Raw genomic sequence first — 15,818 nt, forward strand, 5'->3', positions numbered from 1 at the left:
CAGAAAGCCCATCGACCGACAACCCAGACACACGGCCACACCGTTCCACGAGAGCAGCATGCTCCGGGGCACCCGCCCCGTTCCTGTAACCACGTGCGCCTCCCTGGCTGCCCGGCGCCACGCGGTCTTGAGTTGAACTATAGTCCGGCCGCCGCCACTACCGCCGACACCCGGACGGACGTGTCAGCCGCCGGCGTGCGCACGCTCCAGGGCGGCCATGTCGAGCTTTTTCATGGTGAACAGCGCCTGCATGGCGCGCGCGGATTTCTGCGCATCCGGGCCGGCCACCAGGTCGCCCAGATGACGCGGCACGATCTGCCAGGACACCCCGAAGCGGTCCTTCAGCCAGCCGCACATCTGCGCTTCCTCCGGGCCGCCGGCGGATAGCCGGTCCCAGTAGTGGTCGATCTCCGCCTGACTATCGCAACTGACTATCAGCGAGATGGCCTCACTGAACACGAACGCCGGCCCGCCGTTGAGCGCCAGGAAGTTCTGGCCATCCAGCTCGAAGGCCACGGTCAGCACCGAACCAGGCTCCTTGCCGTGATGCTCGCGGCCCATCTCGCTGTAGTGGGCGACGCTGCCGATGCGCGAATTGGGAAAGATGCCGGTGTAGAACGTCGCGGCCTCTTCGGCCTGGTGATCGAACCACAGGCAGGGACTGATGCGTTGCAGGCTGGGCATGGCGATTCTCCTGTTCCTCGCGCGGCCGACAGGGCCGACGTACGGACTGGTCGTTCCGGCGCCGGCGCAATCGACAAGTCTAGGCGCCCGCCCGGCGCCATCCGGACGACCGGTCGAACGGTGCCCTGGCAGCAAACCGACGCCAACTGTCCGTTTTCGCTCCCTGCCGCCGATTGCTGCCACCGGAGCGCGGATTTCCAATACAGGGGTACGCGGCGAGGGCCCCGCCGTATCACAAGGCACACACCTGGAGATAACCATGAGCCTCGACCTGAACGGCGTGAAAGTTCCCGACAGCACCCTCGCCCGCGCCATCACCGAGATGGTCCGCGATAACGCCACCCCGCTGCTCTTCCACCACTCATCGCGGGTCTACTACTGGGGCGCGCTGACCGGCGCGCGCAAGGGGCTGGAGTACGACGCCGAGCTGCTCTATGCCGGCGCCATGTTCCACGACATGGGCCTGATGCCGCGTTATTGCAGCCAGTGCGAACGTTTCGAAGTGGACGGTGCGGACTGCGCCGCCGAGTTCCTGCGCAGCCACGGTATCGCCGAAAACGACATCGAGACGGTGTGGACGGCCATCGCCCTGCACACCACGCCCGGTATCCCGCAGCATATGAAAGCGGAGATCGCGCTGGTCACCGCCGGAGTGGAGATGGACGTGCTGGGCATCGCCTACGAGCAGTTCACCGACGCACAGCGCAGCGCCGTGGTGAATGCCCATCCCCGTGGCGGGCAGTTCAAGCAGGACATCCTGCAAGCCTTCTACGACGGCATCAAAGGCAAGCCGGAAACCACCTTCGGCAACGTCAAGGCCGACGTGCTGGCCATGAAGGACCCGAACTTCGTGCGCGGCAACTTCTGCGAGGTGATCCTCGCTTCCGACTGGGCAAGCTAATCCTTCGGCACGATGGGCGTGCCCAGTACACCGGGTTCGCCCAGCAACTGCCCCAGCCACTGCATGAACACCCGAACCCGACGCGGCAGGCGGCGATGGGCATATAGCAGCGAGATCTCCATCGGCGGCAGCGGCACATCCGCCAGCACCTGAACCAGCCGCCCCGCCTGCAGGTCGTCGAGCACGCCGTGCACCGGCACCTGGATCAGCCCAAGCCCGCCCATTGCCGCACTTTCGTAGGCCTCGGCATTGTTCACCGACAGCGCTCCGCTCATCGGCTGGTAACGGGTTTCACCCTGCAGCAGATACTCGAAGCCGGACGGACGCGCGCCAAGCACGCTGACGTAGTGGATCAGCCGGTGCCCGGCCAGGTCGTCCAGGGTCTCCGGCACGCCATGCTCAGCGAGATAGCCGGGGCTCGCGCACGTCACCTGGGGAAACTGCCCCAGGCTGCGCGCGACTACCGAGGCATCGTTGACCGCACCGACCCGCACCACACAATCGAAGCCCTCGCGCACCAGGTCGACGCGCCGGTCGGTGCAGCTCACCTCCAGCTCCAGCGCCGGGTGTCGCGCCAGGAAATCGCCCAGGCGCGGCATCACCAGCTTGCGCGCCATCACTGTCGGCATGTCCACCCGCAGCCGACCGCCCAGCGCCTCGTCGTGCCGGCGGAACAGCCCCTGCAACTCATCCATTTGCGCGAGCAGTTCCTTGCCGCGCTCGTACAGCACCAGGCCGTCCTGGGTCGTCGTGACCTTGCGCGTGGTGCGCTGCAACAGGCGGGTGCCAAGCAGCTCCTCAAGGCTCTGGATGTGCTCGGAAACGGTGGAGCGCGGCAGCCCGAGCTGTTCGCCGGCCTGGGTGAAGCTGGCCAGCTCGGTGACGCGGACGAAGGTGCGCAGAAGGTCGGGCCTGATCATGGTCATGGGTCTTTACTGGGCGAAATCGTGGGAGCCAATTGTTCGGCTGTCCCGACCAGTATTTCCGAATTTTGCAGATTTATCACAGATCAATCGAACAATAAGCTCTCATCCAACCCCACCCACCAGGAGCTACACCATGACCCGCAAGATCGCCCTCATCACCGGTGCCAGCCGCGGCCTGGGCCGCAACGCCGCCCTGCACCTCGCCGCCGCTGGCGTGGACATCATCGGCACCTATCGCAGCAAGGCCGCCGAAGCCCAGGCGGTGGCCGCCGAGATCGAGAAGCACGGCGGCCATGCACTGATGCTGCCGCTGGAGGTGGCCGACAGCGCCAGCTTCGATGCCTTCGTCGGCACGGTCGGCGAAGCGCTGCGCACCCGCTTCGGCTGCGAGCGCTTCGACTTCCTGCTGAACAACGCCGGCATCGGCATCCATACCTCTTTCGCCGAAACCAGCGAAGCGCAGTTCGACCAGTTGCTGAACATCCAGCTCAAGGGCCCGTTCTTCCTCACCCAGAAGTTGCTGCCGCTGATCGCCGAGGGCGGGCGCATCCTCAACGTGTCCAGCGGCCTGACCCGCTTCACCCTGCCCGGTTACGCCGCCTACGCGGCCATGAAGGGCGCGATGGAAGTACTCACCCGGTACCAGGCCAAGGAGCTCGGCGCGCGCGGCATCGGTGTCAACATCATCGCCCCCGGCGCCATCGAGACTGACTTCGGCGACGGCCTGGTACGCGACAACGCGGAGGTCAACCGGCAGATCGCCAGCAACACCGCCCTGGGCCGCGTCGGCCTGCCTGACGACATCGGCGGCGCCATCGCCGCGCTGTTCTCCGACGGCAGCCGCTGGATCAACGGCCAGCGCGTCGAGGCCTCGGGCGGCATGTTCCTCTGAGACACGCGCCCTGCCGCCGCATCCCATGCCCGGCAGGGCGCAGGAAAAGAATTTGTCATTCCCAGACTACGGGGTCCTTTCGGGTTGCTCCATCGTGCCGGGTGACCGCCACCCTCTCCACGCTCAGGGTCTTCCGAGGCCGGATGATCCGTGAGAGGGGCCGGAGAACAATGCGCAACGCAGCGCAGCCCGACCCTGACAGGAGCCTTGCATGAGCCATCCAGACGCGAACGACCCCGTAGCCCCCATCCATTTCGCCCGCCGCGACATCCTCAAGGCGCTCGCTGCCATCGGCGCGGCAGGAGCGACCTTCTCGCTGTCGAGCCTGCCGTCGTTCGCCACGTCCCAGGACCGCATCTATCAGTTGGCCATGCAGGCATACGTCTACGGCTACCCGATGGTCTATTTCGCCCGCTATCGCTACCGCCTGATGATGCAGGCCGCACCAGTCACCGGGCAGCGCTATCGCTGGGGCGAGTGGACGCACAAGAACGCCATCGTCACCCCGGCGGTACCCGGCGCGCCGCAGACCGACACGCTGTACTCGGTGCTGTGGCTGGACTTGCGCAAGGAGCCCTACGTCCTGACCGTGCCGGCGATGGACAAGCGCTACTGGAGCCTGCAGTTGTGCGATCTCCTCGGCGTCACCTGCGGCCTGCCCACCCACCGCAGCCTGCCAGCGGGCGGACGCATCGCGGTGGTCGGCCCGGACTGGGACGGCAAGCTGCCGGACAACCTGGACCTGGTGGTGCGCTCGCCGATGGCGGAAACCTTCAACGTGCTGCGCATGTTCTTCGCCGACGACGCGGATCGGCTCAAGGTCATCGGCTACCAGCAGGGCTTCCACGTCGCGCCGTTGTCCGCCTATCTCACCGGGCAGACATCTGTACCTGGAATCGCCGCCGAGCTGAGCGAGCTGCCGCAACCCGAACAGGACCCGCTGGCCGACCTCAAGACCTTGCAGGCGATGTGGCTCGAATGCCCGCCGCCGGCCCGGGACGAGGCTCTCACCGCCACCTTCGCCGCACTCGCGCTGGGCACTGGCGCCCAGGGCTTCGAGCATCTGCCGGCCGATGTCCAGGAAGCGCTGCACCGCGCCGAGAAAGACGCGCGCCAGCAGGTCATCGCCGGCACCCGCGCACTGGCCGGCACGCACTCGGCCAATGGCTGGACCATTCCCCGGCCACGCATCGGCTACTACGACGACAACGACTACCTGTACCGGGCAAGCATCACACTGCTCGGCACCATTGCCCTGCCCGCCTCGGAGAACCCCTACTACCTGCTGCAGAAGGACGGCAGCGGCATGGCACTGAGCGGCGACGCTCGCTATGAGCTGCATTTCACCCGCGACGAGATTCCCCAGGCGCAGGCGTTCTGGTCGCTGCACGCCTACACCAACCGCTACACGGTGATCGACAACCCGCTCAACCGCTACGCCATCAGCGACCGCAGCACGGGCCTGCAATACACCGAGGACGGCGGCCTGGTGGTCTACCTGCAGGCTGACGATCCGGGCGCGGACAAGCGCGGCAACTGGCTCCCCGTCAAACGCGGCGAGCCGTTCTGGCTGATCGTCCGCGCCTACGAGCCCCTGGGCACGATCAAGGATCTGAGCTGGCAAGGCCCACGCCTGCGCAAGCTGGCCTGACGCCGCAACGCCCGCGCCGCGCTCAGCCGCGGCGCGAGCGATAGCCGCCCGGCGTCATCTCGTACCAGCGCCGAAAGGCGCGGATGAAGCTCGATTGCTCGTCGAAGCCGAGCCTGTCGGAAATCTGCCCGATGCTCGCATCGCTGGCATCGAGCAGGTCAGCCGCCAGCAGACGCCGGTGTTCGTCGACGAGCGCGGTGAAGCTCCAGCCTTCGCGCTGCAACGCACGGTGCAGTGTGCGCGGCGTCATGTGCAGGCGCTCGGCGACCTGCTCCATACCGGGGTTGTCGGCCAGGCAGTGCAACACCTCGGCACACACCCGCTCCATTTCCGAAGCGTCCCCGGTCTGCTCGGCATACTCGTCCAGGGAGGTCGTGAGCGCCTCGCGGATGGCCTCGCTGCCAGCATTGCGCGGTACCTGCAACGCTTCCAGGTCCAGGATCAACTGGTCCTGGGCGGCACCGAAGACTATCGGTACGCGTGTCTGCCGCAGCCACGGCTGCGGGTCGGCCGGCTCCGGCCGCCGCAGGTGCAGTTCGCGCGCGGCGGATGCCGCGCCAGGCAGGCTGCGCAGATGGCTCAACTGGCGCATCACCCAGAAGTCCACTTCCGCATGGGCCGGATAGTAGTCCTCGTAGGGCTGCAACCTGAGCCGTACCTCGTTGCCCGAGTGCACCACTTCCTGCGGCGCGTGGCCGGCCAGCAACGGCCAGTAGCGCTGCATCTGTTCGAGCGCGGCCAGCCGGGTGGGCATCAGCTGCATGAGGTAGCCCAGCCCTTGCAACTGGACCGGATCATCCATCCGGGCCAACTCCAGGCCAATGCCTTCGTCGCCACTCTGCCGCACCGCCACTTCCCAGAAACGCCTGGCCAGGAACAGCGGCAGCCGCAGGTTAGCGGTGCGCAGCATGGACATCGACACCCCCCAGTCGGACAGCACGCGCGCAATATCCAGCCCGCGCAGCTCCAGCCCCAGCAGCCAGCCCAGAGCGATCGACCCACACAGCGACGCCCGATAGCGGTGTCCCGGAAAACTTTTTGTCTCGTCGCGCCTATCGACTAGCACGCCCTTGCTCCCATCGTGCGACACAGGCCGTGTTCGATCACGGCCGGGGACCGGAATCGTAGTCACCGCACTTCGAATTCCGCAACGCCTCTGCCAACAACAAGAAAACAGGTACGTCCTAGCATGAAAGACAATGCTCTTCCGCGTGCATTTGCGCATCCGACGCTGCTGGCCCTGTGCATCGCCGCCAGCATCAGCCAGGGGGCTCACGCCAGCACCTGGCAACTGAACGATGACTGGAGCGCCACCACCAATACCACCCTGAGCTTCGGCACCAGTTGGGCGATGGAGAACCCCGACAAGCATCTGCTGACCGCCGCCGACGCCCGCAGCATCGGCCGCGACGGCAGCGGCATCAACTACAACGGCGACGACGGCAAGCTCAACTACCGCAAGCACGATGTCATCTCCACGCTCTACAAGGGCATCACCGACCTGGACGTGCAGGACGGTACCCAGGGCGTGTTCCTGCGCTTCAAGTACTGGTACGACCAGGCGATGGAGAACAACGACGGCGACTTCCGCAAGTTCGACGATTCGGGCTGGCAGCCGCTGGCGCGCTTCCAGGGTTTCCGCAACCTCGACGCCTACGCCTGGAAGGACTTCCAGGTCGCCGACCGCAAGCTCGGGGTCAAGGTCGGCAAGCAGGTGCTCAGTTGGGGCGAGGCGCTGTTCCTGCAGAACGGCATCAACGCCATCAACCCACTGGATGTCTCGGCCTTCAACCGCCCCGGCGTCGAGCTCAAGGAAGGCCAGTTGCCGGTGGAGATGGTCAGCTTCAACTACGACCTGGCCGACAGCGTGAGCCTCGAAGGCTTCTGGCAGTACAACTTCCGTCCCTCGGTGCTGGACGGCTGCGGCACCTTCTTCAGCAGCAACGACAACATCCAGGAAGGTTGCCAGATCGACTACATGGTCTCGGGCGGCACCGCGACCACCGCGCAGGCCATCGCCCAGGGCCGCTATCTGCAACGCACCGCCACCGACTACCCGAACGACACCGGGCAGTACGGCCTGGCCGTGCACTACGTGATCGAGGCGCTGAACGATGCTGACCTCGGCCTGTACTACGCCAACTACCACAGCCGCACACCGCAGATCGACGGCGTGATCGCCCGCAAGGGACCGGTCAGCGCCACCCGCACCAACATCAACACCGGCGACTACTACACCGTCTATCCCGAAGACATCCGCATGTTCGGCGCCAGCATGAGCGGCGTGATCGGCAGCACCGCGGTGTTCGGCGAACTGAGCTACCGGCCGAACATGCCGGTGGGCTACAACCCCGCCGACCTGGTGGCACTGCTCTCCGGCCAGGCGAACACGCCTATCCAGCCCATGACCGCCGCCGAACTCAGAGCGGCACGCGGCCAGGAAGTGCAGGGCTACGCGCGGATGCCGGTGTGGCAGTTCAGCCTGGGCGCCACCGACACCATTTCCAACGTACTCGGTGCCAACCGCTTCGCCTGGGCTACCGAGGCCGGCGCCAACTGGGTGCAGGGAATCGGCGATGACCGCTTCGGCCGTGCCGGCTCCTTCGGCCGCACCACGCCAACCAACGGCGCAGTGTGCTCGGCGGCGAGCGCCGCCGGCAATCCAGGCGGCGTCAGCACCGCCCAGCTTGCCGACTACAACGCCGACAACTGCAACGACGACGGCGTGATGAGCCACTTTTCCTGGGGCTACCGCGCACGCCTGGCGCTGAACTACGAAGACCTGATCCCCGCCACCGTCGTCACCCCGTCGGTCAACTGGCGCCATGACGTCCAGGGCGTCGGCCCGAACTTCCAGGAAGGCCAGCAGGCCGCCAGCCTCGCCCTGACGTTCGACTATCGCAACAACTACTCGCTGGAGCTGGCCTACAACAGCTTCTTCGGCTCCAACGACTACTCAACCATCGATGACCGCGACTTCGCCTCGGTCACCGTGAAAGCGAGCTTCTGACCATGCCTTCACCAATCAACCGACTCCCCCTCGCCCTGGCCCTGCTGCTGGCCTGCGGCCTCAGCCACGCCAAGCAGACCGACGCCTCGGCCCTCGACAACCACCTGACACCGCTGGGTGCCGAACGCGCCGGCAACGCCGATGGCAGCATCCCGGCCTGGACCGGCGGCATGAAACCCGGCGCCGCCGCCGTCGGCGCCAATGGCGACTACGCCGACCCGTTCGCCGGCGAACAGCCGCTGTACGTGATCAGCAAGGCCAACCTCGACCAATACAAGAACCTGCTCAGCGCCGGACAGCAAGCCATGTTCGCCCGCTATCCGGACTACCGCGTGCGCGTGTTCCCCACCCACCGCAGCGCGGCGCTGCCCAGCGCCTACCTCGACGAAACCCGGCAGAACCTCGCCAAGGTCAGCCTCGCCGACGCCGGCAATGGCCTGCAGGGCTACAACTTCGGGGTGCCGTTCGCCGAGCCCACCGAGGGTCTGGAAGTCATGTGGAACCACATGAGCCGTTATCGCGGCGGCTCGATGCGCCGTTCGTTCGCCTCCGCCACCGTGCAGGAGAAAGGCGACTACACCCTGGTGAACTACGACCAGCTCTACGCCTTCCGCGAAAAGCTCTCGGACCTCAAGCAGGACGAGAACCTGCTGTATTTCACCCGGGTGCTCACCACCAGCCCGTCGCGCTATGCCGGAGAAGTGACCCTGGTACAGGAGCCGCTGAACCAGGTCAGCACGCCGCGCGCCGCCTGGCAGTACATCCCCGGCCAGCGCCGCGTGCGCCGCGCACCGACGGTCGCCTATGACAGCAGCGCGCGCTACAGCTTCGGCCAGGTCGTGGCCGACAGCGTCGACGGCTTCAACGGTGCACCGGATCGCTACGACTGGAAACTGCTCGGCAAGCGCGAGCTGCTGGTGGGCTACAACGCATTCGGGCTGGCAAGCAAGCAGGTCAAGTACCAGGACATGCTCAAACCGGGCTTCGTCAACCCGGACCTGGCGCGCTATGAAAAGCACCGCGTGTGGGTTGTCGAAGCCACCCTCAAGCCCGGCGCGCGGCACGTCTACGGCAAGCGTCGGTTCTACATCGACGAGGACAGCTGGCAGATCATGGCCAGCGACATCTACGACAATCGTGGCGAACTCTGGCGCTACTACGAGTCGTTCCTGACTCAGTACCACGACCTGCAACTGCCGCTGACCGCGTTGGAATCCACCTACGACCTGATCTCCGGTCGTTACTCGGTCAACTACCTGACCAACGAGGAACCGCGCAGGATGGAAGTCGGCAAGCCCCTGTCGGAAGCGGAGTTCACCCCGGCCCAGCTCAAGCGCCTGGGTAAATGATCCGTCGGGCCGGCCACCGAGCAACGGTGCCGGCCCGTTTTAACCATGCCAACTCGCGGCCACGCTGCCCGCTTCGCCACCACCCAGCCAGTGAACGGAAGCCATTGCCACCTCTCCAGCCTCTCGCCCCCGGATGACAAGATGACGCCAGACATGCCGCATGACCTGCGGGTGCCGCTATCATCAGTCATGGCTCAATTTCCTGCGCACCCATCCCCGGCCCAGACCACGCTGGCCACCGTCGTCCGTACCATCGCCACGGCGCTGGAGCAGGCCTACGGACTCGACCCGCTGCCGGTACTGCGCAGCGCCGGGATCGATCCCGGCATCATGGACGACGCCGGCACTCGCCTGCCGGTAAGTACGCTCAGCCCGCTGTGGCTGCGCTGCGTCGAAGTCACCGGCGACCCGGACTTCGGCATCCGCGCGGTGCGCTACCACCATCCGGCCAACCTGTACGGCGTGGACCTCGCGCTGTATGCCTGCGCGACCCTGAGCGAAGCCGTCAACCGCCACGTGCAACTGGTCGGAGTAATGAGCACGGTAGCTCACCCCAGCCTCACCCAGGACGCCGCCGGCGACTGGCGCATGGAGTTCCGCCTGTCCGGCGAGCGCACCCCGACCACGGTGGCGAAGGACTTCTACTGGCACTTCCACGTGCGCATGTTCGAACGGCTCACCGGGCAACCCGCGAGCCACTTCCTGCGCCGCATCGAACTGGTCCGCGAAACGCCCGGCGACCGCACCGCCTGGGACGCACTGGGCATTCCGGTACTGTTCGAGCAATCCGCCAGCGCCCTGCTGTTCCGCGCCGACCGCTGGCAGTCACCCTTGCCGGGCTGCAACCCGCGCCTGCTGGCGCAGGTAGAGCGTCCGATCCTCCAGTACCTCGCGCAGCACGGCCTGCCGCTCCCCCTGAGCGCACTGCGCGCACGGCTGGCGGAGTGTCCACTGGCAAACCCCGACATCGACGACCTCTCGGACTCGCTGGACATCCCGCGCGAGCACCTGCTGCGCACGCTGCATCAGCACGACCTGAAGTTCGCCCAACTGCTCGACCAGACCCGCGAGGCCAAGACGCTGCAATTGCTGCGCGACCCGCAGCTTTCCATCGAGCAGATCGCCGAACGCGCAGGCTTCAGCAGCACCAGCAGCCTGGTGCGAGCCTTCCGCCGCTGGCGCGGCGTGACACCGCTGGCCTACCGCAAGCAGCACCTCGGCCAGGGCCAGTGACGAAGCTGGCCCATCGAGGGCCTGGCCTCTACCATCTGTGGATCCGCTTTCCCTGATGCCGCAGAGGCCCCCATGCACACCGCTCTCCTGATCATCGACGTCCAGTTCGACCTCTGCTCCGGCAGCACGCCCTGCTTCGATATCGACAACGTGCTGCAACGCATCAACGGCCTCAGCCGCGCCGCGCGCGCGGCCGCTGTGCCGGTGGTGCTGGTCCAGCACGAAGACAACGACCTGCCCTACCAGAGCGAAGCCTGGCAACTGGAGCCGCGCCTGCTGACCGACGCTGGCGATCTGATCGTGCGAAAGACCACGCCGGATTCATTCCTGCGCACCGAGTTGGCCGGCCTGCTGCAGGCACGCGGCATCGAACACCTGGTGATCTGCGGCCTGCAGAGCGACTACTGCGTCGACACCACCACCCGCCGCGCCCTTGCCCTGGGCTACGCGGTGACGCTGGCGAGCGATGCCCACTCCACGGTGGACAACGCCGTGCTCGGGGCCGCGCAGATCACCGCCCACCACAACGCGGTGCTGGGCAGCATCAGCAGCTTCGGTCCGCGCGCGAAGGTCATCCCTGCCGCCGACGTGCGCTTCTGATGGCCAGCCGGGGCGCAAGGAGAACACCATGAACTTCGACTGGAACGACATCCCGATCCTTCTAGCCCTGGCCCACCACGGCAGCATGAGCGCCGCCGGCCGCGCCATTGGCGTCGATCCCTCGACCATGAGCCGGCGCCTGGTGGCCGCCGAGACGGCGTTGCAGACCCGCCTGTTCATCCGCGACAACTCCGGCTACAAGCCCACGGATGCCGGCCAGGCATTCCTCGCCTGCGGCGAGCGCATCCTCGGCGACGTGCAGAGCATGCTGCTGGAGACCCGCAACGAAGCCAGCGCCATCACCGGCTCGGTACGCCTGACGGCGATCGATTTCCTGTTCAGTCACTGGCTGGTGCAGCACATGCCGCAGTTGTCGCGCACCTACCCGAACCTGCAACTGCAACTGATCCCGGCCAACCGTGCGCTGTCCTTCACCCGCCGCGAGGCCGATTTCGCCTTGCGCCTGGCACGTCCGCAGGAGGACGCCGCGCTGGTCATGCGCAAGGTCGCCGACATCGGTTTCGCGGTATACGCCGCCACCGCCTTCGCCGGCCTGCCGCCCCAGGACTGGCCGCAACAGCCCTGGCTGGCCTACGGCGAGGAACTCGACGACACGCCGGAAATGCAGTGGCTGCGCAACTTCGCTCCCAACGCCAGCTACGCCTTGCGCGCCAGCAGCGTAACCACCCTCACCCACGCCTGCGAAACCGGCCTGGGCATGGCGCTGCTGCCGTGCATCCTCGGCGAACGCAATGGCCTGGTGCGCCTGACCGGCCCGGTAGTGGCGCGGGAAATCTGGCTGCTCAGCCACCGCGACGCCGGGCGCATCGGGCGCTTCCAGGCGGTGAGTGGCTGGCTGCGCGACATCTTCGACCAGGACGCTGCGCAGTTCAGCGGCGCGAACCTGGCCTGTCGCGACATCGGCTGCGTTTCGTTCCAGCCGACTCACCTGTAGCGCCTCCCCCGGACACAGGCTCATGATCAGGCGCCACCGCGCGGGCCGCATGGCCCGCGCGGTGGCCGTCAGAAGGCGAAGCAGGAGCAGCCGAAGGCGCCCCAGAAGCCCTGGAAGTCACTCACCGGCACGCTCGACTGACGCGCCCGCTCGTGGCTGTGGCCATGCACGCCGCAGGAGCCGGCGCACTGGTGCACGGCGCGTTGCAGCGGCGCCTGCGGGCGCCAGTGTCCCGGCACCTTGGCCACCGGCGACCAGTCCGGCAGCACCGGCAGCGCGGCCGGCGCCTGGCGCTCGAAATCGCCGCTGCCGAACACCACCCGGCCGTCGACGATGGTGAGTACCGACTCGATGGCCTTGATCTCTTCCTCCGGCACGCTGAAGTAGTCGGCGGAGAGCACCGCCAGGTCAGCCAGTTGTCCGACCTTGATCATGCCCTTCTTGCCCTGCTCGCTGGAGAACCAGGCGCTGCCGTGCGTGTACAGCTCCAGCGCGGTGGAGCGGGACAGCCCTTCGGGGTACAGCTCGAGGCCGCCGACGGTCCTGCCGCTGACCATCCAGTACAGCGAGGTCCAGGGGTTGTAGCTGGATACCCGGGTAGCGTCGGTGCCTGCGCCCACCGGCACGCCCTCGGCCAGCATGCGCTTGATCGGCGGGGTCGCCTCGGCGGCCTGCTTGCCATAGCGGTCGACGAAGTATTCGCCCTGGAAGGCCATGCGGTCCTGGATGGCGATGCCGCCGCCGAGGGCGCGCACGCGCTCGATGTTCCTGGGCGAAATGGTCTCGCAATGGTCGAAGAACCAGTGCAGGCCGTTGAACGGAATGTCGCGATCGACCTTCTCGAATACATCGAGCATGCGCGAGATGGATTCGTCGTAGGTGGCGTGCAGGCGGAACGGCCAGCGCTGTTCCACCAGGTGACGCACCACCGGCTCCAGGTCGGCCTCCATGTTCGTCGGCAGGTCCGGGCGCGGTTCGAGGAAGTCTTCGAAGTCAGCGGCGGAAAACACCAGCATCTCGCCGGCACCGTTGTGCCGCAGGAAGTCGCTGCCCTGGCCGTACTTCACGCTGGAAGTCCAGTTCCTGAAGTCGGCCAGCTCTTCCCTGGGCTTCTGGGTGAACAGGTTGTAGGCGATGCGTACGGTGAGTTGGCCGTCCTTCTCCAGTTGTTCGATCACCTGGTAGTCGTCCGGATAGTTCTGGAAACCGCCACCGGCGTCGATGGCGCTGGTGACGCCCAGGCGGTTCAGCTCGCGCATGAACTGGCGGGTGGAGTTGAGCTGGTACTCGATGGGCAGCTTCGGTCCCTTGGCCAGGGTGGCGTAGAGGATCATCGCGTTGGGCCGCGCCACCAGCATGCCGGTGGGCTCACCGTTGCTGTCGCGGACGATCTCGCCGCCGGGCGGGTTCGGCGTGTCCCTGGTATAGCCGACCACACGCAGCGCGGCGCGGTTAAGCAGGGCGCGATCATAAAGGTGCAGGACGAACACGGGCGTGTCCGGCGCGGCCTGGTTGAGTTCGTCAATGGTCGGCATGCGGCGCTCGGCGAACTGGAATTCGCTCCACCCGCCCACCACCCGCACCCATTGCGGCGTGGGCGTGCGCAGCGCCTGCTCCTTGAGCATGCGCAGGGCGTCGGCCAGCGACGGCACGCCCTCCCAGCGCAGTTCCAGATTGTAGTTCAGGCCGCCGCGGATCAGGTGCAGGTGCGAATCGTTGAGGCCGGGAATCGCCGTGTGCCCCTTCAGGTCGATGACACGGGTGGCGCCAGCACGGAAGGCCAGCGCTTGCGCCTCGGTCCCCACTGCAATGAACTTGCCGTCGGCGATAGCCACGGCGGTGGCGTTGGGCCTCTCGCGGTCGACCGTGTGGAAGCGGCCGTTGGTCAGGATCAGATCGGCATACATGGGAAGGTCCTCGTGGGTCAGCGAGCGTTGAGCCAGGCGGAGAACAGGCGCGTAGCCCGTGGCATGAAAACGTAGACCACCAGCACAACGATGGTGACGGTGATCAGCATGTTGGCCGGCAGATAGCTGCCCAGCCACGGCACTTGAACGAACAGCGGATGCCACAACAGCGGCACCAGCATCACCAGCGGCAGGATCACCAGGTAGGAAACCGCGGCCTGTTTCCAGCGCGGCGGCTGCCGGGGGTTGTCCTGGGGGGCGAACCAGAATTCGTGGTCACGGTGCAGCTCATGCCGGTCACCATCCACCAGCAATGGCGCGGCCCGCTCGATCAGCGTGCGGCGCTGCGGCGAGTCGAGCCAGTCCTGCAACTCGGCGGCGCTGGCAAAGCGCAGCACCGAAGTGAAGTGCTCGCCCTGGCGCATCACATCCACGCCCAGGTGGCCGGGGAACTCGCTGGCGGCGCGGGTCAGCTCGCGCAGGATGGTCTCGTACGCCGCCACGCTGCCCGGCTTGGCACGGTGGCGAATGATCAGCGTCACGGACTCTTGATCGGCAAGGCGGTTCATGGGCATCCCTCCAGGATTGGCCTCCCCCGACGGAGCGAGGGAGGCGCCGGGGCTCAGTGGCCTTCGCTGGCGTTGAACATGGTCTTGGCGTAGATCAGGCCCAGGCCGTAGGCGCCGCCGTGTTCGATGGAGGTCTTCACGGTCGCGTCGTAGGTCTCGCCACGCGCCCAGTCGCGTTGCAGTTCTAGCAGGTACTGCAGGGAGGTCATGGGCCGCGCGCCGAGCTGGATCATCCGTTGCAGGGCCATTTCATGGGCTTCGGTGGATACATCGCCACAGGCGTCGGCGATCACGTAGACCTCGAAACCCTGGTCGATGGCCGACAGCGCCGGACCGACGATGCACACCGAGGTCCACAGGCCGGCCAGGACGATCTTCTGCTTGCCGAACCTGTTCACTTCCACCGCGATGCGCGGGTCTTCCCAGGTGTTCATGCTGGTGCGGTCGATGACGTTGTGACCGGGGAACACCGACTTGATCTCATCGAAGATCGGGCCGGAGAAGCTTTTCTCGGCAACGGTGGTGAGGATGGTGGAAACGTCGAACTCTTTCGCCGCCTTGGCCACCAGCGCGGCGTTGTTGCGCAGGGTCACGGCATCGATGGACTTGGTGGCGAAGGACATCTGCGACTGGTGGTCGATCATGATCAGGGTGTGATCGGCGGGGTTGAGCAGGGTCTTGCCCGGAGCGGCTTTGGCGATGGCGGTCATGATGAGTTTCCTTCTGCTGTGCATGAATGGGGTTCGACCGGTTCGGCGTGCCCGAGGGCGGCGGCGAACCTTGGAGCCATCTTTGCCGATCACCCGGAGGCGCGGAACAGACAGGGTTGCAGGGGTACTTTGCAGTTTTGCAAGGGCGTGGCTGGTGCACGGCGGCGGGCACTTCATGAGGTGACGGGAAGGCACATGGCCGCGCCGTTACGCTCAGCGCTGCACGGTCATTGCGGGCTCATCAGCTTTACGAGGTGAAATGCCCGGCTTGTCAGGTTGCGATGAGCAAGCCGATGTCTTCGTGCGGATCGACAATCAATCGCGGCCTCGATCTCAACCGCGGCGGCGTCCAGCAACCCAGTCAGGCGACCAACAGCCACACCGCCCGGCACGCTACGGATGCCGGCGCGGCGTTTGGCCGGTACAATGCG

At 66.4% G+C, this 15,818-nt stretch carries 14 protein-coding genes; 8 read left to right on the forward strand and 6 right to left on the reverse strand.

What is annotated here, in order from left to right; all coding sequences use genetic code 11:
- Window positions 1-183: 183 nt before the first annotated feature.
- Window positions 184-684: a VOC family protein gene (locus tag OU419_RS17605; protein WP_254475692.1), complete on the reverse strand. Its 501-nt coding sequence runs from the start codon at window positions 682-684 to the stop codon at window positions 184-186.
- Window positions 685-943: 259 nt separating this feature from the next.
- Between OU419_RS17605 and OU419_RS17610 the strand changes: the two genes are divergently transcribed.
- A complete protein-coding gene (locus tag OU419_RS17610) occupies window positions 944-1,585 on the forward strand; it encodes an HD domain-containing protein (protein ID WP_254475691.1) in 642 nt (213 codons plus the stop codon).
- Here the strand turns inward: OU419_RS17610 and OU419_RS17615 are convergent.
- A complete protein-coding gene (locus OU419_RS17615) occupies window positions 1,582-2,505 on the reverse strand; it encodes a LysR family transcriptional regulator (protein ID WP_254475761.1) in 924 nt (307 codons plus the stop codon). The genes OU419_RS17610 and OU419_RS17615 overlap by 4 nt on opposite strands.
- A 139-nt stretch (window positions 2,506-2,644) precedes the next feature.
- On the opposite strand from OU419_RS17615, the gene OU419_RS17620 reads away from it, so the two are divergent.
- Both OU419_RS17620 and OU419_RS17625 read left to right on the forward strand, forming a co-directional pair.
- A complete protein-coding gene (locus OU419_RS17620; protein ID WP_254475690.1) occupies window positions 2,645-3,403 on the forward strand; it encodes an SDR family NAD(P)-dependent oxidoreductase in 759 nt (252 codons plus the stop codon).
- Window positions 3,404-3,614: 211 nt separating this feature from the next.
- Window positions 3,615-5,054: a DUF1214 domain-containing protein gene (locus OU419_RS17625; RefSeq protein WP_254475689.1), complete on the forward strand. Its 1,440-nt coding sequence runs from the start codon at window positions 3,615-3,617 to the stop codon at window positions 5,052-5,054.
- A 22-nt stretch (window positions 5,055-5,076) separates the two neighbouring features.
- On the opposite strand, the gene OU419_RS17630 is transcribed toward OU419_RS17625, so the two are convergent.
- Window positions 5,077-6,120 carry a helix-turn-helix transcriptional regulator gene (locus tag OU419_RS17630; RefSeq protein WP_254475688.1) on the reverse strand — a complete coding sequence of 348 codons (1,044 nt, stop codon included), beginning with the start codon at window positions 6,118-6,120 and terminating at the stop codon, window positions 5,077-5,079.
- A gap of 123 nt (window positions 6,121-6,243) precedes the next feature.
- Here OU419_RS17630 and OU419_RS17635 point away from each other — a divergent pair, with 123 nt between their 5' ends.
- From OU419_RS17635 to OU419_RS17655, 5 genes are all read left to right on the forward strand, one after another.
- A complete protein-coding gene (locus OU419_RS17635) occupies window positions 6,244-8,064 on the forward strand; it encodes a DUF1302 domain-containing protein (RefSeq protein ID WP_254475687.1) in 1,821 nt (606 codons plus the stop codon).
- Between the two features lie 2 nt (window positions 8,065-8,066).
- Window positions 8,067-9,413, forward strand: a complete 1,347-nt coding sequence (locus OU419_RS17640; protein ID WP_254475686.1) for a DUF1329 domain-containing protein — start codon at window positions 8,067-8,069, stop codon at window positions 9,411-9,413.
- 45 nt (window positions 9,414-9,458) lie between these two features.
- Entirely contained in the window at window positions 9,459-10,646 is a 1,188-nt protein-coding gene (locus tag OU419_RS17645; protein WP_254475685.1) for an AraC family transcriptional regulator, read from the forward strand.
- Window positions 10,647-10,718: 72 nt separating this feature from the next.
- A complete protein-coding gene (locus OU419_RS17650; RefSeq protein WP_254475684.1) occupies window positions 10,719-11,246 on the forward strand; it encodes a cysteine hydrolase family protein in 528 nt (175 codons plus the stop codon).
- 28 nt (window positions 11,247-11,274) lie between these two features.
- Complete coding sequence (locus OU419_RS17655; protein ID WP_254475683.1) at window positions 11,275-12,201, forward strand: LysR family transcriptional regulator; 927 nt, start codon at window positions 11,275-11,277, stop codon at window positions 12,199-12,201.
- 68 nt (window positions 12,202-12,269) lie between these two features.
- Here OU419_RS17655 and OU419_RS17660 read toward each other — a convergent pair whose 3' ends face one another.
- The 3 genes from OU419_RS17660 to OU419_RS17670 are packed head-to-tail and all read right to left on the reverse strand — an operon-like array spanning window position 12,270 to window position 15,387.
- Complete coding sequence (locus tag OU419_RS17660; protein ID WP_254475682.1) at window positions 12,270-14,108, reverse strand: amidohydrolase; 1,839 nt, start codon at window positions 14,106-14,108, stop codon at window positions 12,270-12,272.
- Window positions 14,109-14,125: 17 nt separating this feature from the next.
- Window positions 14,126-14,677 (reverse strand): antibiotic biosynthesis monooxygenase, encoded by a 552-nt coding sequence (locus tag OU419_RS17665; RefSeq protein WP_254475681.1) that lies wholly within the window; start codon window positions 14,675-14,677, stop codon window positions 14,126-14,128.
- Between the two features lie 53 nt (window positions 14,678-14,730).
- Window positions 14,731-15,387: a hydrolase gene (locus tag OU419_RS17670; RefSeq protein WP_254475680.1), complete on the reverse strand. Its 657-nt coding sequence runs from the start codon at window positions 15,385-15,387 to the stop codon at window positions 14,731-14,733.
- Window positions 15,388-15,818 lie beyond the last annotated feature (431 nt).

It is taken from the genome of Pseudomonas triclosanedens, assembly GCF_026686735.1.
Lineage (GTDB): Bacteria > Pseudomonadota > Gammaproteobacteria > Pseudomonadales > Pseudomonadaceae > Pseudomonas > Pseudomonas triclosanedens.